A 20,772-nucleotide genomic window follows, 5' to 3' on the forward strand; every position below is an offset into this window, starting at 1 on the left:
CCCGCTCGCCTGCTTCCCGTGAATCCGCCGTTGGTACGCGTCCGCACACGGGCAGCGGCGGGGTGTGCCGCGCGCGCGTCGACGCCAGAAAGCACCCGTGAACGAGGTCAGCCGCGCCGGGTGGCCCGACCTTAGGACCGCGCCAGAAGCGGAACAAGACTTCCGACATCCGGGATTTAGCAGGTGGGAGGGCTGGTGGCGGAGCCCTCGGCCGCGTAGGGCAAAGCCCAGGTCATGGCGCGCGCACCGGGTGCCGTTGGTGGCGTAACTTCGCCGAAACACCGCGGGCGCCCCCGGCGCCGGATGCGGGCCACGGCCCGTTGCCGGATACGGGCCACGGCCCGTTGCCCAAGAGGCACATGGGATCCTGGTGTGTCATGCGGCGATCACGAGGGCATTTGAGGGTGTGTTGATGAAGCTGTGCTTCCTGGTGGAGGAGCAGTATCGCCACGACGGCATGCCCCTGGATGTGATCCGCCAACTCGGCGCCTGGGGTCACGAGGTGGATGTGGTGTGGCCCGGCCGGTCGCTGCTGCGCATATCGGAGGCGATAGAGGCGGGCGGCCACGACGCCTGGGTGCTCAAGACCGTCTCCGGCGGCCCCGGGCTCACGCTTCTGGAAGCCGCCGCCGCCGTCGGCCTGACCACGGTGAACGACGCGCGGGCGATCCGGGGCGTACGCGACAAAGCGCTGGCGGCGGTGCTCGCCCGCCGCGGCGGACTGCCCGTTCCGGTGACCTACGCGGCGGCCCGGCCCGAGGAGTTCGCCGAGATACCCGAGACGGAATACCCGCTGGTGGTCAAGCCCGCCGACGGCAGTTCCGGGCGCGCGGTACGGCTGGTCGCGTCGCCGGACCGGCTGCTGGATCCGGGTTTCGAGGAGGCCGGCGGCGGTCTGCTCATCGCGCAGCCGTACGTACCCAACTCCGGTACCGACCTGAAGGTCTACAGCGTCGCCGGCGACATCTATGCGACCGAACGCTGCTCACCGCTGCATCCGGCGCACACCGTCCTCGAACGGCAGGTCCCGTTGACACCCGAAGTCGCCCGGATCGCGGCGGAGATCGGCGAGGTCTTCGGGCTGGATCTGTACGGGGCCGACATCCTGCTCGGGCCGGACGGGCCGGTGGTCGTCGACGTCAATGACTTCCCGAGCTTCCGTCAGGTGCCGGATGCGGTGGCCAGGGTGTCGCAGGCGGTGCTGCGGCTCGCGCGTACGGGCGGTCGCACGGCGGCCGACACGGCGATTCCCCTGGGTGTTGCGCCGGGCGGCCCCGCGGACGTCGCTGTGGTCCCGGCGGTGGCGACGGTTCCGGCCGCCGACGAACAGGCCCCCGCCGGGCGCGCCTCCGCCGGACGGCCCCGCGTCGTGCTGGCCAAGGCCGGGTCCGGGGCGGCGCTGGACGGCGCGCGATGAGGATCTGTCTGCTGACGGCGGACCCGGAGCACCCGCTGCTGGCCGCCGCCGCCGAGCTGCTGGCGCCTCGCCACCGGGTGGAGTCCCTCGATCCCCGCGACGACCGCTGGGCCTGCCCCGCCGAGGCGCTCGACGCCACGCCCGGTGACCTCGCCGATGTCTACCTCCTCAAGGCGCGTACGCCGCGGGCGCTGGCCCTCGCGGCCGTCCTGGAGGAGCGCGGCGCGGTGGTCATCAACTCCGCGGCGGCCACCGCGCGGTGCCAGGACCGGGTCGAGATGGCCGAGCTGGCGCGGGGGGCAGGCCTCCCGTTCGCCGGGACGCGGTACGTACCCACGCTGGCGCAGCTGGCGGCGGACGGTGAACCGTCCGCCCCGCTGGTGATCAAGAGCCGGCACAGCCGCCGCCAAGACCTCGTGGCCCGCGTCGACAGCGCCGCACGGCTGCACGCGCTAGCGGCCGACTGGGCCGACGAACCGTTGGTCGTCCAGGAGTTCACCGCGAACAGCGGCTGGGATCTCAAGCTGTGGGTGGTCGCCGGGCGGCTCTTCGCCGCCCGGCGCCGTTCGGAACTGGCACCGGAGGGGCGCGGGCCGACGCTGCCGCTGCCGGTCACCGACCTGCCCGCGGCCTGGACCGGCCCGGCGCTGCGGGTCGGCGAGGTCTTCGGCCTGGAGGTCTACGGGGTGGACATCCTGGAAACCGGGGGCGGTGCGCCGCTCATCGTCGACATCAATGCCTTCCCCGGCATCCGCGGCCAGGCGGGCGCGCCGAACGCCCTGGCGGAACTGGCGCTACGGGCGGGCGGTCGGGCGGCCGGACGGGCGCCGCGGCGGAAGCCGGACCCGGCGCCCGTGCCTCTTGCGCGTATCCCGGCGCCCATTACCAACACCACGCCCACAGGCGCAAGTTAATGCCGGAAAAAGCCTAGTCCGCTTCGTCCCCGGGTAGTGCTGTGCCGTTAAGTGCACCTATGGGGAGAGGCGAGCGGCAATGACACAGCCATTCGAACTGCCGAACTTCTACACGCCGTATCCGGCGCGGCTCAACCCGAATCTGGCTGAGGCCCGACGGCACTCGAAGGAATGGGCCAGGGGCATGCACATGCTGGAGGGTTCGGGTATCTGGGAGGAAAGCGATCTCGATGCGCACGACTATGCCCTGCTGTGCTCCTACACCCACCCGGATTGCTCCGCGGCGGCGCTCTCGCTCGTCACCGACTGGTATGTCTGGGTCTTCTTCTTCGACGATCACTTCCTGGAGAGGTTCAAACGGACGCTGGACCGCAAGGGCGGCAAGGAATGCCTCGACCGGCTCCCGGCCTTTATGCCGATGGACCTGGCCACGCCCGTACCGGAGCCGACGAACCCGGTGGAGGCGGGGCTGGCCGACCTGTGGGCGCGCACCGTTCCGGCGATGTCGATGGAATGGCGGGCGCGATTCCGGGAAAGCACCGAGAATCTTCTCAACGAGTCGCTCTGGGAACTCTCCAACATCAACATCAACCGGGTACCCAATCCCGTCGAGTACATCGAAATGCGCCGCAAGGTGGGCGGTGCGCCGTGGTCGGCGGGGCTGGTGGAGTATGCGGCGGGCGCCGAAGTCCCGGCCGTCGTCGCCGGTTCGCGGGCGTTGCGCGTCCTCAAGGAAACGTTTTCCGACGGCGTACATCTGCGCAATGACCTCTTCTCCTATCAGCGGGAGACGGAGGACGAAGGGGAGATGAGCAATGGCGTGCTGGTCCTGGAGACATTCCTGGGCTGCACGACGCAGGAGGCCGCGGACGCCGTCAACGAGCTGATCACCTCCCGGCTTCAGCAATTCGAGAACACGGTCGTCACGGAACTCCCGGTGCTTTTCGCGGAAAAGGGCCTCGACCCGGGGGCCTGCGCGGCCGTCCTCGCCTACGCCAAGGGGCTTCAGGACTGGCAGTCCGGCGGCCATGAATGGCATCTGCGCTCCAGCCGCTATATGAACGGCGGCGGGGCGGCGGCCGCCGCCGACGCCTCCTGGTCGCCGTTCGCCCTCGGCGGCCTGGGCACCTCCGCCGCCGACCTGAAGGCCGCGCTCACCGCCTCCGAGATGCGGCGCGTGCGGCGCTACACCCACACTCCGCACCAGAAGGTCGGCCCGTCCCGCATCCCCGACTTCGCCATGCCGTTCACCACCGTCCTCAGCCCCCACCTGGACGGCGCCCGCCGCAACTGCATCGCCTGGTCCCGCCGTATGGGCCTGCTGGAGCCGCAGCCCGGCGTGCCGCTCTCCGACATCTGGGACGAGCGGGCGCTGGCCGGATACGACTTCCCGCTGTGCGCGGCCGGTATCCATCCGGACGCCACTGCCGAGGAACTCGACCTGGTCTCCCAGTGGCTGTCCTGGGGCACCTACGCGGACGACTACTACCCCGCGGTCTTCGGCCGGACCGGCGATCTGGCCGGGGCCAGGGCGACCAACGAGCGGCTGTCCGCCCTCATGCCCGTCGACCCCCCGACGCCGGCCCCCGAACCGGTCACCGCCATGGAACGCGGCCTGGCCGACCTGTGGGCCCGTACCGCGGGCCCGATGACGCCGGATGCCCGCCGCTCCTTCCGCGCCGCCGTCGACACGATGACGGCCGGCTGGCTCTGGGAGCTCGACAACCAGGTGCAGAACCGTATCCCCGACCCCGTCGACTACATCGAAATGCGCCGGGCGACCTTCGGCTCGGACCTCACGATGGCGCTCGGCCGCCTCGGCCGCGGCCGGGAGATCCCGCCGGAGATCTACCGCAGCGGGACCGTGCGCTCCCTGGAGAACGCCGCCGCCGACTACGGGATGCTGATGAACGACGTCTTCTCGTACCAGAAGGAGATCGAGTACGAGGGCGAGATCCACAACGGCATCCTGGTCGTCCAGAACTTCTTCGACTGCGACTACCCGGCCGCGCTGGCCATCATCAACGACCTCATGACCTCGCGCATGAGCGAGTTCCAGCACGTCGCCGCCAACGAACTCCCCGTGCTCTACGACGACTTCGGCCTCTCGACCGAAGGGCGGGCGTCTCTCGACGGCTATGTCCGGGAGCTGGAGCACTGGATGGCCGCCATCCTCACCTGGCACCAGGGCTGCCGCCGCTACCGGGAGCAGGACCTGCGCTACCCCAACGGCTCGCCGCTTCGCCTCGGGGTGCCGACGGGGCTGGGCACGGCGGCGGCGCGGATCCGCCAGGCGGTCGCCGTCGCGGGGTAGGCCGCCAGGAGAGCGGCAACGCGGCGTTCCCGCCCCGGACCCGGCGGGGCGGGAAGGCCGGGCCCCGGCGTCGGAGATTCACGCCGGCAGGCAGGCGACCTCGACCCGCTGCACCAGGTTGTTGCCGAAGCCGCCGCGGTTCCAGGGCTGGGTGGTCGGCTGGGTGTGGCCCTCGGCGTCGGTGGCGCGGGGGGTGAGGAAGTGGGTGCCGGGGGTGGCGGTCCAGGTGGTGTGCCAGCGGCGCCAGGACCAGGGGTGGGCGGGGTCCGGCGGGGCGAGGTCGGCCGGGCGCCAGGTGGTGGCGTCGTCGCAGCTCAGGTCCACCCGTGTGACGGGGCCGTGGCCGGACCAGGCACGGCCCTCCAGGGTGACCGGCCCGGGGCGTACCACGCGGGTGCGGGACATGAAGTCGGGGAAGCCCGGGGGGATCAGCAGGGCGCGGGGGGCGATCCGGGTGACGGGTTCGCCGGGCTCGTCGGGGCCCTGGCGGTAGCGGTAGGCGACGGCCTGCTGGAAGCCGGCGAAGGGGGTGCCGGTGAGGGTGATGTCGCGCAGCCACTTCACCTGGGCCATGCCGTACCAGCCGGGGACGATCAGGCGGAGCGGATAGCCGTGCTGGGGCGGCAGCGGGGCGTCGTTCATGGCGTACGCCACCAGGACTTCGGGGCGGGCGGCGGTGGCGACGGCGAGCGGCAGGCTGCGCCGGTAGTCCTGCTCGATGCCGCGCTCGATGCCGTGGTCGGCGCCGGTGAAGACCGCTTCGACGGCATCGGGGGCCACCTCCGCGGTGGCGAGGAGGGTGCGCAGCGGTACGCCCGTCCACTCGGCGGTGCCGACGGCTTCGACCAGCCATGGCTGGCTCACCGGGCGCGGCGAGAGGCGGGCCCGGCCGTTGCCCGCGCATTCCATCGTCACGCGGTGGGTGGCCGCGGGGAGGGACATCAGGGCGTCCAGGTCGAGGGCCAGCGGGGTGCGTACCAGGCCTCCCACGGTCAGCCGCCAATCCACGGGGTCGGCGGCCGGGATGTCGTAGTGGACGAGGACGTAGTGGAGGCCGGTGGGCGTGACGGCGTAGCGCAGGGCCTCCAGCGGCAGGCCGTGGTTGCGGGTGGCGAGGGCGAGTTCGTCCTGGCCGATGGCCTCGTCGGGGGCGGCGAGGCGGCCGGGTGGGCTGAGGTCGGAGAGGGGGGCGGTACGGGCGGGGTGGCCCCGGTCCGCCGGGCGCCCGGCGCCCGCGCCCCCGTGGTGCGCGCCCATGTCTCCATGGTGCTCGCCCGTTCCGTATCCGGCCGTTCGTGCCCCGCGCCCGTCCCGCGCCCGTCCCGCGTCCGTCCCGCGCCGTGGAATTGCGCGGCCCGGCGGCCGGCGCGACGCTGGAGACAGCAGCCCTGCGGGGCTCGGCCCTGCCGTCGCGGCGCCGTAGCGGCGGGGCGGACGCGGCACGGCCGTAAGGGCCGGAAAGCCTGGGCGGGTTGCGGTCGACCGGCATCTCCCCGAGGAGAAGGTGCGCCATGGACGGCACCACTTTGGAAGCGATGCGGACCGCGCTGCGCGGCCCGGTCATCGGCCCCCACGACCAGGCCTATCCCGAGGCCCGCACGATCTACAACGCCATGATCCATCGCCGTCCGGCGGCCGTGGTGCGATGTTCGGACGCGGCGGACGTCATGGCGGCCGTCGACTTCCTCCGCGAGCACGGCCTGGAAGCGGCGGTACGCGGCGGCGGACACAGCGGCGCCGGCCTGTGCGTACAGGACGACGCCGTCACGATCGACCTGACGCCGATCCGCTGGGTACGCGTCGATCCCAAGGCGAAGACGGCACGGGTCGGCGGCGGCAGTCTGCTCGGCGATGTCGATCACGCCGCGCACGCCTTCGGACTGGGCATTCCGTCCGGCATCGTGTCGACGACGGGCGTCGGGGGCCTGGCCCTCGGCGGCGGGCACGGTCACCTCACGCGCAAATACGGCCTGACGGTGGACAGTCTGGTGGGGGCGGACGTCGTACTGGCCGACGGCAGCTTCGTGACGGCGAGCGCGACCGAGCACCCGGACCTCTTCTGGGCGCTGCGCGGCGGCGGGGGGAATTTCGGGGTGGTGACGTCCTTCAACTTCCAGCTGCGGCCGGTGCATACGGTGGGTGTGGGGGTGACCCTGTGGCCCGTCGACCAGGCACGCCAGGTGCTGGAGTGGTACCGGGAGTTCCTGCCCGCGGCGCCCGAGGACCTGAACGGCTTCTTCGCCCAGCTGTCGGTGCCGCCCGCGCCGCCGTTCCCCGAGGACATCCACGGGCAGAAGATGTGCGGGGTGGTGTGGTGCTGGACCGGGGATCTGGCGGCGGTGGAGACGGTGCTCGCGCCGCCCGACGGGCCCGGCGCGCCGACCTTCCACTTCGCGGCCCCGATGCCGTACCCGGCGTTGCAGGGCATGTTCGACGAGCTGATGCCGCCCGGGTTGCAGTGGTACTGGCGCGGCGCGTTCTTCGACCGGATCACCGACGAGGCCATCGGCGTGCATCTGAAGTACGGGGAGAACCTCCCGACCGATCTGTCGACGATGCACCTCTACCCGGTCAACGGCGCGGCGGCGCGGGTCGGCAGGGACGACACCGCCTGGGCCTACCGGGACGCCGTCTGGTCCGGCGTCATCGCGGGCATCGACCCCGACCCGGACAACGCGGAGTCCATCAGGCAGTGGGCGGTCGACTATTGGGAGGAGCTGCACCCGCATTCGATGGGCGGGGCGTATGTGAACTTCATGGGGACGGGGGAGGGGCAGGACCGGGTCAGGGCCACCTACCGGGACCACTACGGCCGGCTGTCCGGGGTGAAGCGGACGTATGACCCGGACAACTTCTTCCACGCCAACCAGAATGTGGCGCCGGCGGCTTAGGTCGTGTCCGAGGGCCTGCCCGATGGATCAGGGCCGGGACCTCAGGACGCGTCCGGGTGCACGGAGTCGAGCAGGGCGGCGCAGCGGCCCAACAGGCTGACGAGCGAGGCCCTTTCCTCGTCCGTGAACTCCGCGGCCAGCGCCCGCTCCACCCGCACCGCCCGCGCGTCGGCGTTCTCCATGACGGCCCGGCCCTCGGCCGTGAGCCGGGTCTCCAGGACGTTCTTGTGCCATTCGTGGGGGGTGCGCTCGATGAGGCCCCGTTCCTGGAGGTTCTTCAGCACGGTGTTCATGGTCGGCGGCGTCACCCCGCATGCGCGGGCCAGCGCGGCGGCCGAGATGCCCGGCTGCTCGGAGCTGTGGAGCAGGGCCGCGTACTGCGGAACGGTCAGGCCCGCGGGCTTCAGCGCCGCGTTCTTGGCGCCGTTCAGGGCCTGCTCGGCGCGCTTGATGGAGGAGCCGAGGCGCTCGGAGGCAGGCATGGAGGTCACCTCCGCATCGTAACGGCCGGATGGCGGACGGCACCCCTCCCGGTCATGAGGATGCATATGAAAATTAGAACCTTGACTTCCATTAGAACTCTAATCTACCTTCGTGCTCATTCGATGGCCCGTGGACGACTTCCGCGGGCATCCGAGAACGGGGAGGCATCCACCCATGTCCCGAGCGATCCCGCGCCGCGCACTGGCCGCGGCCACCCTGGCCCTGACCGCCCTCGCCGTCCCGCCCGCCGCCCCGGCGCAGGCGCAGTCGACCGCCCCGGGCGCCGCCGTCCGACACGAGGCCGGCGCCCGGATCTCCACCGCGTACGACCTGCCGGGCGACCGCGTCTACCCCGAGGGCATCGCCGCCGACCCGCGCACCGGTGACATCTATGTGGGCTCCTACGCGACCGGCGCCATCTACCGGGCCGCGCCGGGACACCGCGCCGCCCGGGTCTTCCTGCCGTCCGGCACCGACGGGCGCACCACCGCGAACGGCCTGAAGGTCGACCGCGCCGGGCGGCTGTGGGTCATCGACTCGACGGCCGGGGTCGCCGTCTACGACCTGCGCGACCGCAGCCTCATCGCCCGCTTCGACGTCCCCGGCGGCGCCGAGCCGTTCGTCAACGACCTGGCGATCACCCCGGACGGCAGCGCCTATCTGACCGACAGCAAGCGGAACGTCGTCTACCGCGTCACGCCCCGGCAGCTGGCCCGAGCCGCCGCGCACGGCGGGCGCGCCGCGCTGACCACGGCGTACGACCTGAGGGGAGCGCTGCCGGCGGATCCTCCCGACGCAGTCCGGCTCAACGGCATCGTGGCCGACCCCTCCGGCCGCTACCTGCTGACGGTCGACATGACCGCGGGCGCCCTGTACCGCATCGACCTGGCGTCGGGCGCGGTGCGCCAAGTCGCCCTGCACGGCGGGGACGCGCTGCACGGCGACGGCCTCGAGCTGCGCGGCAACACCCTCTGGGTCGTGCACAACGCGACCAACACCATCAGCCGGTGGCGCCTCGGCGGCGACGGCGCATCCGCCCGCATGGAGCGCCGCGTTTCCGACCCGGCGCTCCAGATCCCGACCACCCTCGTCCGCAGCGGCGGCCGGACGCTCGTCGTCCGCTCGCAGTTCGACAAGGGCGGCCCGATGGGGCCCGGAACGCCGCAGACGCCGTTCACCGTCGCGGAAGTGGACGGCATCTGACCGTACGGCGGGGCCGGCGGGGCGCCGCGCGCCCTGATCGGTCGCGGCGGTGTTGATCTCTCGCCCGGGGCGGGCACGCTAGCGATATGGCCGATATCAACGCAAACATCCCGGACAGTTCGAAGAGCCCGTACAGCCCGAAGATTCCGATCAACTCCGAGGGGAGGCTGGGCCCCGTCAGCCGCCACCCCGGATTCCGGGACCGCAGCTATCTGGCGCGCCGCAATGCGGTCGCCGCGCTGGCCAGCGAGCATGCGCCGGGGGATGCCTCCCCGCCGGTCACGTACACCGAGGAGGAGCACCGGACCTGGCGCACGGTCCATGCCGCGCTGGGGCCCGCGCACCGGGAGCATGCGTGTCGCGCCGTACTGGAGGCCCGGGAGGACGCGGCGATCCCCGCCGACCGGGTCCCGCAGCACTGGGAGGTGGGCGCGCATCTGCGGACCCGTACGGGCTTCGACTTCACCCCGGCCGGCGGGTTCGTGCCCAACCGGCGGTTCCTGGGGACCATGGAGCGCAGCTTCTTCCATGCGGTGCAGTTCGTGCGGCATCCGGCCGTGCCGCTGTACACGCCCGAGCCGGATGTGATCCATGACGTGTTCGGCCACGGGGTGCATCTGGCGTCGGAGGAGTTCGCGGTGCTCTACCGGCTGATCGGGCGGGCCGCCGGGCAGGCCCGCACCGAGGCGGCCCTGGACCTGCTCAGCCGGGTGTACTGGTTCACGCTCGAGGTCGGGGTGATGGCGGAGGGCGGCGCGGTCAAGGCGTACGGTGCGGCGCTGCTGTCCTCGTACGCGGAGATCACCCAGCTGGCGCGGAACGAGATCCGGGAGCTGGACATCCGCGACATGATGCGGACCCCGTACGACGTCACCGGGTACCAGCCGGTGCTCTTCAGCGCCCGGTCGATGCGGCATCTGACCGATGTGCTGGGCCCGTTCTGCGAGGAGTACGACGACGAGACGGGGGCCCGGCTGGGGGTGACGGCGGGGCCGCCCGGGGCGGGGCGCCGGTCGTAGGGTGCGCGGGATGACGGCTGTATGCGGCGACCCGCGCGATGACACCCAGGGCGGCGACGACGGCGACCACGGTGACCGCAGCGACGACGGCCACGGCGGTCCGGACGGGCATCTGCGGGGTGCCCTGGCGGCGTTGGTCGGCTCCGTCCCCCGTACCCGTGACGTCGCCGCCGCCGAGCTCGGTGACCGGCTGCGCGGGGGTTCCCTGGACCGGGCGGCCGCCGAGCTGGTCGTCACCCGGCTCGTCGCTCTCGTCGTCGACGAGCCGGACGACGACCATGGGGTGCGGGAATCGGCGCTGCATTCCGTCAGCGAGGCATTTCCCCAGTACCCGTTCCCGTTGGCGCTCTTCCTGCCTCTGGTGCCGGGCATGGCGGAGCGGGAGGCGGAGTTGCTCGTACACACCCTCTGCATCCTGGGCTCTACGCAGGATCCGGCGGCGGCCGCGCTGGTGCGGCCTCACCTGGGCCACGCCGACGCCCGGGTGCGGGAGGAAGCAGCGTGGGCCCTGGACGAAATCCGGGCCGGCCGGCCGTCACCCGGGCCGTGAGCCGTTGCTCCGGCCGCTAGCCGTTGCCCCGCTGTCTGACCTCCATCAGCTCCGTGCCGTCCGGGAGGGCGAGGACGCCGAGCGATCTGCCGCCGGCGAGCAGCGCGCCCCGCTCCATGGCCTCGTGCCAGCGGCGCCGGTGGACGGGATTGCGGGCGGAGAGGATCTTGGGCGGGCGCTTCGCCTTCCGGGCCGGTGAGCCGTCCGCCCGCTCGTTCCCCTCGTCGCGCGCGACGAGGTCCACCTCGACGGGCACCCCCACCGAGTCCGTGACGCCGGCCCGCCGGCGTGCCGCGGCGATCGGCCGCCACGGCTCGCGGCGCAGGATGTGCCGGATGCGGCGCAGGCAGCTCAGCGAGCCGAGGCGGAGGTAGAGGATGCAGAGGTAGGACAGGAACAGCAGGGCGCCGAGGCCGCCGACGAGGTTGTGCTCGGCCTTGGGGGAGAGGTCGAGTTCGCCGAGCATGCTGACGCCGACGAACAGCGCCGCCCACAGGACGGACCAGAGGGCCAGGCTCCGGCGCACCCGGCGGCGGGCCTTCGTCCAGGCGGCGCGGGTCGCGGGATGGTCGAACGCGGCCTCGCCCGGGGTGAGTTGCCGCACCCCGGCCTTCTGGGCCGCCGCGCGCCCGGCCTTCTCCCGGGCGGCCCGAATCCGGGCATCGTCCACCGGTCCTCCTCATCCCAGCCTTTACTCATACATTAAACTGCCGCCGATCGGCGCCGTGAAACAATGCCTGTTCTGTCCTGCATGTGCGGTTATTCGCTTCGCCTGTCGTTACGGAGGGGCATTTTCATGGGGGGCATTTCAAGGCCGATGTGGATCAGTTGGGCGGATTCGTCGCATCGGGGCCTGACATGCGCAAAGAAGAGCTCACCGGGAATATCGCCGAGGTCCGCGCCAGGGCCCCTGCGCAGGCCCCCGCTGGCCGACGGGGCGGGTGTGGCGCCGGCCGGCATTGAGGGCGCGGCCGCGGCAATTGCGGCCGATGCCGGCGAAATGGTGAGGGGAATTCGGCTGTGAACGACCCATTCAATGGTGTGGCGACCGAGTCCGAACCGCTTTTCTGGTACGCGCTTCCGGACGGATATCGGCGGGTGGACCTCGACTCCTCGCCCGAGGGGCTCGAAGCGGTCGCCCGGCAGATACGGGAACTGCCCGAAGAAGAGGGCGGCGAGAGCGCCGACCGGCTGGTGCGGCTTTATGCGCTCGCCCAGCTGAAGTTGCGTAAGCACGAGGTGCTGGACTCCGCGTTCGCGGTGCACCCCGAGGGCGAGGGGGCCGGCCCGCTGTCCGTCATCACGGTCTCCCGGCTCCCGATGCCCGGCGTGAACCCCGCGGCCGTGCTCACCAAAATGCTGGCCGATTCCGCCGGGGCCGGCACCGATGAGGGCCTGCGGCCGGTGGAACTGCCCGTCGGCACCGGCTTCCTGGTCGAGTCGGAGCGGCGGGCCGCGCCGCCGGAACCGCCCGCCGAGGGCCCGGACGAGCCCCTTGAGGGCGCCGTCTGGCAGGGGCTGGTGGCCGTCCCGGACAGCGTCTCGTCGTCGGTGATCACCGTGCAGTTGGTGACCGGGTCGGTGGAACTCGCCGACGACTGCCGCGAGGTGCTGCTCGGCACCGCCCGTACGCTGTCGCTGACCGATCCGGAGGCGGACGACGAGGAGTCCGGTTCCGGGGCGGGCCACGGCGCCACGGAGACGGTGCGCAGCGTCTTCGGCTGACCGCGCGACGGCGGTGACGATTTCCCGGCGGATAGCATCAGAAGCAGGTCACGACCCCACCAAAGGCGCCGATCATGGATTCAGCCGCCGCGGCACCGCCACCGCGCACCGGCATCAGCCTGCGCCAGCTGCTGATGTCGCTGGGCGAGCCCCTGGTGGAGTTGCAGGCCGCGCCCGCCGGGCTGGATGTGGAGATCCGCAGCGTGGCGCTGCTCGATCCCGAGGACCCGCCGGCCGCCCGTCCCGGCGCGCTGGTCCTGGCCATCGGCGCGCGGGGCCGCGCCGCGTTCCCCGCGCTGCGGGCCGGCGGGCGGGACGGGGCCGCCGCCGTCGCCGTGAAGCTGGCCGCCCCCGGACAGGCCGCCGCCCTCAGCGAGACCGCCGTCGAGGCGGGGGTGGCGCTGCTCTCCGTACGGGGCGAGGCGCGCTGGGAGCAGGTGGACGCCCTGGCCCGCGCGGCGCTGGAGGACACGCCGCCGGGGCGCAACGCCGAGGGCCGCGAGGAGGGTGACCTCTTCGCGCTGGCGCAGACCACCGCCGTCCTGACCGGCGGGATCGTCAGCATCGAGGACACCGCCAACCGCGTCCTGGCCTACTCCCGCTCCACCGAATCCGACGAGGTCGACGATCTGCGGCGGCTGTCCATCCTGGGCTGGCAGGGCCCGGAGCCGTATCTGGCGCGGCTGCGGAAGTGGGGCGTCTTCCAGCGGCTGCGCGCCTCGGACGAGGTGATCCGTATCGACAGCCATCCCGAGCTGGGCATCCGCCGCCGGCTCGCGGTGGCCATCCGGTCCGGGGAGCGGCAGCTGGGCACCATCTGGGTTCAGGAGGGGTCGGCGGCGCTGTCCGAGCACGCGGACCAGGCGCTGCTGGGTGCCGCCCGGGTCGCCGCGCTCCATCTCGTACGCCGCCGCCGGGAGCTCTCCGCCGACCTGGTGCTGACCCGGACGCTGACCGCCGGACTGCTGGAAGGCAGCACCGGTCCCCAGCCGCTGGCGAACCATCTGGGGCTGGACGCGGCCCGCCCGGCGGCCGTCCTCGGCTTCGCGTACGGGGCCGCCGAGGCCACCGCGTCCGCCTCCGAGCTGACCCGCGCCGAGGTCAGCAACCTGATCTCGGTGCACACCGCCGCCCGGCACCGCAGTGCCCTGGTCGCCCAGGTCGACGCGCGCATCTATGTGCTGCTGCCGCAGCTGCCGCGCAGTATCGACCTGGGGACGCTGCGCGGCTGGGGCCAGGAGATCAGCGAGGCCGCGCGCCGTCATCTGGGGCTGCCGCTGCGCGGCTCGGTCGGCTGCATCGTGCCGGCTCTGGGGGACGTTCCCGAGTCGCGCCGGGAGGCGGACCGGATCCTGGACGCCATGGTGCGGGTCGGCGTCGCCACCACCGTCGCCGCGCTGCCGGACATCCAGGCGGAGGTGCTGGTCAGCGAACTGCTGGCGCTGCTGACCGCGCACCCCGACCTGCGCGACCCCCGGCTGACCGCCCTGGTGACGCACGACAGCCGCGGCCAGGGCCGGCTGGCCGAGTCCGTCCTCGCGTATCTGAACGCCTTCGGGGACGTCCGGGCGGCCGCCACCGGGCTGCATGTGCACCCCAACACGCTGCGCTACCGGCTCCGCCGGGCGGAGGAGCTGACCGGGCTGGATCTGAGCCGCCCGGATCAGCGGCTGCTGGCGATGCTCCAGCTGCGGCTGCCGCCCGCGGTCTGAGCCGGTCCCACCGGCCCGGTCCCGTACGAGTCCTCCGCGGCGGTCCTTGAACGCGCAAACGCTCCTAAACTGGGTAATAAGCCCCATTGAGTGACTTGCGGGCCGAGGGGTGGTGACGGGCCGGCGATGATGACCTCAGGGAACGCCCCGCCGGGTGGGGCCGGCCAGGCGTGCGACATAGCGAAGGCCGCGACGGCCGAACTGGACGCGCGGGGACGGGTGGTGGCCTGGACCCGGGCGGCGGAACGGCTGCTCGGCTATCCGGCCGCGGAGATCCTCGACCATCCGGCGGCGGAGCTGCTGGCGGTGCCCGGGGACGCGGCGCGGGTGGCCGCGGTCGCCCGGTGGTGCCGGGCGGGTGCCGGCTGGGGCGGCTCGGTCGCGGTGCGCCACCGGGACGGCCGGGAGGTCCAGCTGGCGGTGCAGGTCACGCTCGTCGTCGACGGAGCCGGCGAGGCGGCGGAGGGCGAGCGGTGGTCGGTGCTCGCCCTCCAGGAGTGGCGGCTGCCCGGCGGCGGCGTCAACCAGCTGATGCTGGAGCCGTTTCTGGCGCATGCGCCGGTCGGCATGGCCGTACTCGGCACCGACCTGCGCTTCGTCTGGGTCAACGACGTACTGGAGCGGCTGATCCCCCTGGAGCGGCGGCTGGGGCGCACCGTGCACGAGGTCCTGCCGAAGCTGGAGGCCGAGGCGTTCGAGGAGCGGATGCTGCACGTCCTCGGGACCGGTTCCCCGGTGCTGGACTACGAGTTCCGCAGCCCCACCTACGCCGACCCCGACCAGGAGCGCGCCTACTCCGCGTCCTTCTTCGTCCTTGCGGACCCGCAGGGCCGCCGCGTCGGCATCTGGTACATGGTCATCGACGTCACCGAACGCTGGCGCGCCCAGGAACGCCTGGCCCTGCTCAACGACGCCAGCGCCCGCATCGGCAGCACGCTCGACATCACCGGCACCGCGCAGGAACTCGCCGATGTCGCCGTGCCGCCGCTCGCCGACTTCGCCGCGGTGGACCTGCTCGACTCCGTCATCAGGGGCGAGGAGCCGGTCCCCGGGCCGGTCGGCGGCACGCCCACCCTGCGCCGCGCCGGGCAGCAGTCCGTCCACGAAGGCTGCCCGGAGGCGGCGCTCGCCGTCGGTGAGGCCGTCCAGCGCGCGCCCTCGTCGCTGATAGCCCGCTGCCTGCTCACGGGCGAGTCCCTGGTGGAGGCGGCCCTGGACCTCGACAAGAGCGGCTGGGTCACCGAGACCCCGGAGCGGGCCGCCATCATCCGCGCCTTCGGCTACCGCTCGGTGATGGTGGCGCCCATCCGGGCGCGCGGCATCACGCTCGGCGCGGCCACCTTCGTCCGCTCGCGGCGGCTGGGCCCGTTCGTGGCGGACGACGTGCGGCTCGCCGAGGAGCTCGTCGCCCGCGCCGCGGTCTGCGTCGACAATGCGCGCCGCTACACCCGCGAGCGCACCGCGGCGCGGGTCATGCAGCGCAATCTGCTGCCCCACGAGCTGACCGGCGGCTCCGCGCTGGAGGTGGCGTCCTGGTACTTCCCGGCGGACGCCCCCAGCGGTGTGGGCGGCGACTGGTTCGATGTCATTCCGCTCTCCGGCGCCCGGGTCGCGCTGGTCGTCGGGGACGTCGTCGGGCACGGCATCCACGCCGCGGCCACCATGGGCCGGCTGCGCACCGCCGTCCGTACCCTCGCCAACCTGGACCTGCCGCCCGATGAACTGCTGGCCCGGCTGGACGACCTGGTCATCGGCCTGGTGGAGACGCGCAGCGCGGACGCGTCCGTGGAGGCGGAGAACGCGAGCGTGGCCGCCACCTTCACGGGCGCCACCTGCCTGTACGCCGTGTACGACCCGGTCAGCAGGAAGTGCACCATGGCCCGCGCCGGCCACCTCCCGCCCGCGCTCGTCGGCCCCGACGGCGCCGTCGACTTCCCGGAGCTGCCCGCCGGGCCGCCGCTCGGCCTGGGCGCGATGCCCTTCGAGTCCGTGGAGCTGGAACTGGCCGAGGGCAGCCTGGTCACGCTGTTCACCGACGGTCTGATCGAGGCCTGCGACCAGGACATCGGCGTCGGACTGTCCCGGCTGGGCGAGGCCCTCGCGGCGCCCGGCCGGACGCTCGAGGAGACCGGCGGGAACGTCGTCAAGGCCCTGCTGACCGGCCCGCCGTCCGACGACGCGGCCCTCCTGCTCGCCCGTACGCGCGCGCTGGGCGCCCAGCAGGTCGCCTCCTGGGACCTGCCCGCCGAGCCGGCCGTGGTCGCGAGCGCCCGGGCGCTCGCCGCCCGGCAGCTGACGGAGTGGGGCATGGACGACCTCGTCTTCACCACGGAACTGATCGTCAGCGAACTGATCACCAACGCCATCCGCCACGCCGCCGGACCCCTCACCCTGCGCCTGATCCGGCAGGACGTGCTGACCTGCGAGGTCTTCGACGCCGCCGGCACCTCGCCGCGGCTGCGCCATGCCCGGACGACGGACGAGGGCGGCCGCGGGCTGTTCATCGTGGCGCAACTCACCCGGCGGTGGGGGACGCGGTACACGCCCACGGGGAAGATCATCTGGACCGAGCAGAAGGCGACCGGGCCCAGGGGCGATTCCCCCGGCGCCGCGCGCTGACCCGCGATCTTTCCCGACCGCATTCACCTGGCGTTCCGCCGCTCGACCCGCCGTTGTCGGGTACCGCTGGTGTGCTGTGGATGCGGCAGCCGGACGCCGGGCCGGTGCGCGAACGGACAGGCCACGGGCCCGGCCACCCGCGAATCGCTTTGGCCGACCGCACAGCCATCGAGGGCGAATTTGGCGGGCCGCACAAATACGCAGCCGGGCATTGCCGCATACGCTTGCGCAAATCCCATCCGGACGTGATGCGGCTCACCTCTCACGAGGAGCACGGGCCATAGCGTGGCCGCGCGGTAGCGCTTCCCCACCCACGCAGGCATCAGAAGACCGCGGCCCTCATTGCCGCGGCCGATATGCGTCAGGGCCACGATCGCCACCTGCCAACCCAGGCCCTTTCGCGCGTCCGGATGTCCGAGCAGCCACCGAGAACACCTGTCGAGCAGCCAGCTACCGAGGCGATCCCAGCAGTCACCCCGTGCATGACCCCTCAACTCTCCATGGATGTCACGATGACTACACCTCCCCCCGGCCGCGTGGCCGCGCCGCCCGCTCCTCCCGGTAGCGGCCAGGCCCCACGGCAGTCAGGCCTTCAGTCGGGCCTCAAGAACCGCCATCTGTCCATGATCGCCGTCGGCGGGGTCATCGGCGCCGGTCTCTTCGTGGGCTCCGCCTCCGGTATCAAGGCGGCCGGCCCCGGCATCCTGCTCTCGTACGCACTGGTCGGCGCGCTCGTCGTCTTCGTGATGCGGATGCTCGGCGAGATGGCCGCCGCCAACCCGACGTCCGGCTCCTTCTCCGCCTACGCGGACCGGGCGCTCGGCCGCTGGGCGGGCTTCTCCATCGGCTGGCTGTACTGGTTCTTCTGGGTCGTGGTCCTCGCCGTGGAGGCGACGGCCGGCGCGGCCATCCTCACGAGCTGGGTCCCGGCCGTCCCGCAGTGGGCCTGGGCGCTGATCGTGATGATCGTCCTCACCGCCACCAACCTCGCCTCGGTCGCCTCGTTCGGTGAGTTCGAGTTCTGGTTCGCGGGCATCAAGGTCGTCGCCATCGCGGCGTTCATCGTCCTCGGCGGTCTGGCGATCTTCGGCGTCCTGCCCGGTTCCGAGAACGCCGCCACCGGCTTCGCCAACCTCACCTCGCACGGCGGCTTCCTGCCCCACGGGCCCAGCGCGATCCTCACCGGCGTCCTGATGGTCGTCTTCTCCTTCATGGGCAGCGAGATCGTCACCCTCGCCGCCGGTGAGTCCGAGGACCCGGAGCGCGCGGTCACCAAGGCCACCAAGAGCGTCATCTGGCGGGTCGGCATCTTCTACCTCGGCTCGATCCTGGTCGTCGTCTCCCTCCTCCCGTGGAACGACCCCTCGATCGCCAAGAAGGGCTCCTACGTCGCCGCCCTCGACTCGATCGGCATCCCGCACGCCGGCCAGATCATGAACGTCATCGTGCTGACCGCCGTGCTCTCCTGCCTCAACTCCGGCCTCTACACCGCGTCCCGGATGGCCTTCTCCCTCGGCCAGCGCGGCGACGCGCCGAAGGCCTTCGCCCGGACGAACTCCCGGGGTGTCCCGCAGGCCGCGATCGTCGCCTCGGTCCTCTTCGGCTTCATCGCGGTCGGCTTCAACTACGTGTGGCCGGACACCGTCTTCCAGTTCCTGCTGAACTCCTCGGGCGCGGTCGCGCTCTTCGTCTGGCTGGTCATCTGCTTCTCGCAGCTGCGGATGCGCGGCATCATCCTGCGGGAGAACCCGGACAAGCTCGTCGTCCGCATGTGGCTCTTCCCGTACCTCACCTGGGCCACCATCGCGATGATCACGTTCGTGCTGGCCTACATGCTCACCGACGACAGCGACGGCGGCGGCCGGATCCAGGTCCTGCTGTCCGTGCTGCTGGCCGTGGTGGTCGTCGGCATCTCCCTGGTCCGCGACCGGCTCGGCCGCAACGACACCACCGCAGGGAAGACATCCGTTTCATCTCGTTAATCGAACGTGCTGTACGGGCGCCGGTGTGCATGGCACGCTGCCGCCCGTACAGCTGTTTAAACCCGTACCCCTCGTTTACCCGGCGCGACGTCCCCACCGCTACGCCCCAACCCGGAAGGCCGCTCGCGAAGAATGCCCGCCTTCATAAGACGCCGCCGCAAAGGCAACACCCCCCGACTGGCCCCCGAGCTCGACGACCGCGATCTGGGCAAGGTCCGGCGGCGCGTCCAGAGCTGCTGGGACCGCGGTTCGCTGGACACGGCCGTCATGGCCCTGCTGTCGCAGGTGATCGACGACGCCGGCCAGGACTGGGACCGCAAGGCCCACCGTCTGGAGGTGCTGGCCGCGACCGCGGGGCGGGCGCTGCCCGGCATCTGGCGCGAGCACAAGCCGAACCATCAGGGCGCTTTGCTGCTCCATGCCTGGTCCGAACTGTTCCAGGCCCGGCAGCAGGACTCCATCGGTGACCTGAGCGCGGTACGCGAGACCTGCCGGCTGGCCGCCGATCTGGTGCCCGCCGACCCCATACCGTGGACCCTCCACCTGGCCACGCTCCGCCTGGAGCGGCGCCCCACCCGGGAACTGTCGCCCATCTGGCGCGAGATCAAGGCCCGCGACCCCTGGAACCGGGAGGCCCACCTCCAGGCCCTGGGCTATCTGTCGCCGGAAGAGTGCGGCTCCAGCGTCCTGGTCCTGGACCTGCTCGACGGCATGCGTGCCGAAATGCCCGCGGACGCCCCCGCCGCCGCCCTGGAACTCACCGCCATCGTGCGCAACCACCAGCGCGCCGTCTCCGTCGGCGGCCTGATGGCCCTCGGCGCGGCGGAGATCTGGCGCCGCCCCGACGCGGCCAAGGCCCTCGACCAGGCGGCCCGGGACTGGCCGGCACCGGGGTTCCTCCAGCACGCGGCCGCGGTGGCCGATCTCAACCTGCTGGCTTACGCGTTGCTCAAATCCACCCGCCTCGCCGACGCGGCGACCGCCCTGCGCGCCACCGAGGGCGTGGCCACCCCCTGGCCGTGGAGCGCGGACGGCGATCCGCTGGAGCGGTTCGCCCACTTCTACGGTCGGCACTGCGGCCCGGACGCCACCCGCTGAGCGCGCCGCCCTCGCGCGGCGGGGCCGGACGGGCCGTTCGCCGATGCGGACGGCCAACTTCCCGCGCGCTGAAACTTCCTGACGCTCACTCGGATTTCTCTCAACTCGCCTGCGGAAGAGGCTAGTTGAGGGGGGCGCGAGTTGAGTGGTCTTCGCCACGAACGGGATGCGCCGGGTACCCCTCAACCGCCATCGGTTTATCCGGTATGTGCCATCGGCGCGCCCCGAGGGCGGCGAAGCGCCCCCTCGGGCCCCGTGATCGCCCCGCCCGGCCTCCCGCTGCCCGCCCGCTCGGGCGGAATGATGCGGCCATTCCCGCCGCGGGGCCATTCGGCACCGAAAGGTCACACTGTGCGGCGGACCGGACACGGAATGGCATATTTCCGTTTTGCGTGAAAATTCACGCATAAGTCCTTGTTGACCCGAACCGGGCGTCGTAGCCTCGAAAGTGTCGTAGTCAGACAAGACACGACGGGACCGAACGGAAACAGGAGGCGACTATGAGCTTCCGGAACGTCTTCCCCCGCAGGCGCAGGCACGGTGGAGGCTGGGACGACGACTGGTACGGCTATGGACGTGGCTATGGAGGCTACGGACGCGGTCGGTTCGGACGTCGGCACCGTCGGCACCGCAGGCGTCGGTTCTTCGGGTATCGCTGAGTCAGATTTCTGATCAGCAGTCCTGATGAGATGTCCTGAGAACGAGGCAGGCTCGCGCACCGCGCGGGTTTGCCTCGTCACATGAGTCCCGGCTTTCGAGGTCCGGGACACCGTTCCGAGCAATTCCCCATTCCGGTATTTCCCGGACGACGGGTTGACGTAGCAATGCGCATTCATCGCTCGCGT

At 72.0% G+C, this 20,772-nt stretch carries 15 protein-coding genes; 12 read left to right on the top strand and 3 right to left on the bottom strand.

Features of this window, described 5'->3' with window-relative positions; genetic code table 11:
• Positions 1-412 precede the first annotated feature (412 nt).
• The 3 genes from ACIRPT_RS13775 to ACIRPT_RS13785 all read left to right on the top strand — a co-directional run bounded on the left by ACIRPT_RS13775 (position 413) and on the right by ACIRPT_RS13785 (position 4,645).
• Positions 413-1,417, top strand: a complete 1,005-nt coding sequence (locus tag ACIRPT_RS13775) for a RimK family alpha-L-glutamate ligase (protein WP_403826542.1) — start codon at positions 413-415, stop codon at positions 1,415-1,417.
• Complete coding sequence (locus tag ACIRPT_RS13780; RefSeq protein ID WP_403826545.1) at positions 1,414-2,331, top strand: RimK family alpha-L-glutamate ligase; 918 nt, start codon at positions 1,414-1,416, stop codon at positions 2,329-2,331. The genes ACIRPT_RS13775 and ACIRPT_RS13780 overlap by 4 nt, the downstream gene beginning before the upstream one ends.
• A gap of 79 nt (positions 2,332-2,410) precedes the next feature.
• Entirely contained in the window at positions 2,411-4,645 is a 2,235-nt protein-coding gene (locus ACIRPT_RS13785) for a germacradienol/geosmin synthase (RefSeq protein WP_403826548.1), read from the top strand.
• A gap of 78 nt (positions 4,646-4,723) precedes the next feature.
• Here ACIRPT_RS13785 and ACIRPT_RS13790 read toward each other — a convergent pair whose 3' ends face one another.
• Positions 4,724-5,902, bottom strand: a complete 1,179-nt coding sequence (locus ACIRPT_RS13790) for a sulfite oxidase (protein WP_403826551.1) — start codon at positions 5,900-5,902, stop codon at positions 4,724-4,726.
• 254 nt (positions 5,903-6,156) lie between these two features.
• On the opposite strand from ACIRPT_RS13790, the gene ACIRPT_RS13795 reads away from it, so the two are divergent.
• Positions 6,157-7,536: an FAD-binding oxidoreductase gene (locus ACIRPT_RS13795; protein ID WP_403826554.1), complete on the top strand. Its 1,380-nt coding sequence runs from the start codon at positions 6,157-6,159 to the stop codon at positions 7,534-7,536.
• Positions 7,537-7,577: 41 nt separating this feature from the next.
• Here the strand turns inward: ACIRPT_RS13795 and ACIRPT_RS13800 are convergent, their stop codons facing one another.
• Positions 7,578-8,018 (bottom strand): MarR family winged helix-turn-helix transcriptional regulator, encoded by a 441-nt coding sequence (locus ACIRPT_RS13800; RefSeq protein WP_403827077.1) that lies wholly within the window; start codon positions 8,016-8,018, stop codon positions 7,578-7,580.
• A 175-nt stretch (positions 8,019-8,193) separates the two neighbouring features.
• On the opposite strand from ACIRPT_RS13800, the gene ACIRPT_RS13805 reads away from it, so the two are divergent.
• The 3 genes from ACIRPT_RS13805 to ACIRPT_RS13815 all read left to right on the top strand — a co-directional run bounded on the left by ACIRPT_RS13805 (position 8,194) and on the right by ACIRPT_RS13815 (position 10,791).
• Positions 8,194-9,222: an SMP-30/gluconolactonase/LRE family protein gene (locus ACIRPT_RS13805; RefSeq protein ID WP_403826557.1), complete on the top strand. Its 1,029-nt coding sequence runs from the start codon at positions 8,194-8,196 to the stop codon at positions 9,220-9,222.
• A gap of 86 nt (positions 9,223-9,308) precedes the next feature.
• A complete protein-coding gene (locus ACIRPT_RS13810) occupies positions 9,309-10,241 on the top strand; it encodes a phenylalanine 4-monooxygenase (protein ID WP_403826560.1) in 933 nt (310 codons plus the stop codon).
• A 10-nt stretch (positions 10,242-10,251) separates the two neighbouring features.
• Positions 10,252-10,791 carry a hypothetical protein gene (locus ACIRPT_RS13815; RefSeq protein ID WP_403826563.1) on the top strand — a complete coding sequence of 180 codons (540 nt, stop codon included), beginning with the start codon at positions 10,252-10,254 and terminating at the stop codon, positions 10,789-10,791.
• A 16-nt stretch (positions 10,792-10,807) separates the two neighbouring features.
• Here the strand turns inward: ACIRPT_RS13815 and ACIRPT_RS13820 are convergent, their stop codons facing one another.
• The gene (locus ACIRPT_RS13820; protein WP_403826566.1) at positions 10,808-11,461 is read right to left on the bottom strand and encodes a hypothetical protein; all 654 of its coding nucleotides are present in this window, start codon (positions 11,459-11,461) and stop codon (positions 10,808-10,810) included.
• 350 nt (positions 11,462-11,811) lie between these two features.
• Here ACIRPT_RS13820 and ACIRPT_RS13825 point away from each other — a divergent pair, with 350 nt between their 5' ends.
• The 5 genes from ACIRPT_RS13825 to ACIRPT_RS13845 all read left to right on the top strand — a co-directional run bounded on the left by ACIRPT_RS13825 (position 11,812) and on the right by ACIRPT_RS13845 (position 19,927).
• Entirely contained in the window at positions 11,812-12,516 is a 705-nt protein-coding gene (locus ACIRPT_RS13825) for a hypothetical protein (protein WP_403826569.1), read from the top strand.
• Positions 12,517-12,590: 74 nt separating this feature from the next.
• Positions 12,591-14,228, top strand: a complete 1,638-nt coding sequence (locus ACIRPT_RS13830; protein ID WP_403826572.1) for a PucR family transcriptional regulator — start codon at positions 12,591-12,593, stop codon at positions 14,226-14,228.
• 126 nt (positions 14,229-14,354) lie between these two features.
• Entirely contained in the window at positions 14,355-16,847 is a 2,493-nt protein-coding gene (locus ACIRPT_RS13835; protein WP_403826575.1) for a SpoIIE family protein phosphatase, read from the top strand.
• Positions 16,848-17,359: 512 nt separating this feature from the next.
• Positions 17,360-18,829 (top strand): amino acid permease, encoded by a 1,470-nt coding sequence (locus tag ACIRPT_RS13840; RefSeq protein ID WP_403826578.1) that lies wholly within the window; start codon positions 17,360-17,362, stop codon positions 18,827-18,829.
• A gap of 132 nt (positions 18,830-18,961) precedes the next feature.
• Positions 18,962-19,927 carry a hypothetical protein gene (locus ACIRPT_RS13845; protein WP_403826581.1) on the top strand — a complete coding sequence of 322 codons (966 nt, stop codon included), beginning with the start codon at positions 18,962-18,964 and terminating at the stop codon, positions 19,925-19,927.
• The last annotated feature ends 845 nt before the right edge of the window (positions 19,928-20,772 follow it).

The organism is Streptomyces sp. NPDC101227, assembly GCF_044767545.1.
Lineage (GTDB): Bacteria > Actinomycetota > Actinomycetes > Streptomycetales > Streptomycetaceae > Streptomyces.

What these genes read in the sequence shown, in the direction of transcription:
- ACIRPT_RS13775 (WP_403826542.1), top strand. Translation starts at nt 413, where the DNA reads ATGAAGCTGTGCTTCCTGGTGGAGGAGCAGTATCGCCACGACGGCATG.
- ACIRPT_RS13780 (WP_403826545.1), top strand. Translation starts at nt 1,414, where the DNA reads ATGAGGATCTGTCTGCTGACGGCGGACCCGGAGCACCCGCTGCTGGCC.
- ACIRPT_RS13785 (WP_403826548.1), top strand. Translation starts at nt 2,411, where the DNA reads ATGACACAGCCATTCGAACTGCCGAACTTCTACACGCCGTATCCGGCG.
- ACIRPT_RS13790 (WP_403826551.1), bottom strand. Translation starts at nt 5,902, where the DNA reads ATGGGCGCGCACCACGGGGGCGCGGGCGCCGGGCGCCCGGCGGACCGG.
- ACIRPT_RS13795 (WP_403826554.1), top strand. Translation starts at nt 6,157, where the DNA reads ATGGACGGCACCACTTTGGAAGCGATGCGGACCGCGCTGCGCGGCCCG.
- ACIRPT_RS13800 (WP_403827077.1), bottom strand. Translation starts at nt 8,018, where the DNA reads ATGCCTGCCTCCGAGCGCCTCGGCTCCTCCATCAAGCGCGCCGAGCAG.
- ACIRPT_RS13805 (WP_403826557.1), top strand. Translation starts at nt 8,194, where the DNA reads ATGTCCCGAGCGATCCCGCGCCGCGCACTGGCCGCGGCCACCCTGGCC.
- ACIRPT_RS13810 (WP_403826560.1), top strand. Translation starts at nt 9,309, where the DNA reads ATGGCCGATATCAACGCAAACATCCCGGACAGTTCGAAGAGCCCGTAC.
- ACIRPT_RS13815 (WP_403826563.1), top strand. Translation starts at nt 10,252, where the DNA reads ATGACGGCTGTATGCGGCGACCCGCGCGATGACACCCAGGGCGGCGAC.
- ACIRPT_RS13830 (WP_403826572.1), top strand. Translation starts at nt 12,591, where the DNA reads ATGGATTCAGCCGCCGCGGCACCGCCACCGCGCACCGGCATCAGCCTG.
- ACIRPT_RS13835 (WP_403826575.1), top strand. Translation starts at nt 14,355, where the DNA reads ATGATGACCTCAGGGAACGCCCCGCCGGGTGGGGCCGGCCAGGCGTGC.
- ACIRPT_RS13840 (WP_403826578.1), top strand. Translation starts at nt 17,360, where the DNA reads ATGACTACACCTCCCCCCGGCCGCGTGGCCGCGCCGCCCGCTCCTCCC.
- ACIRPT_RS13845 (WP_403826581.1), top strand. Translation starts at nt 18,962, where the DNA reads ATGCCCGCCTTCATAAGACGCCGCCGCAAAGGCAACACCCCCCGACTG.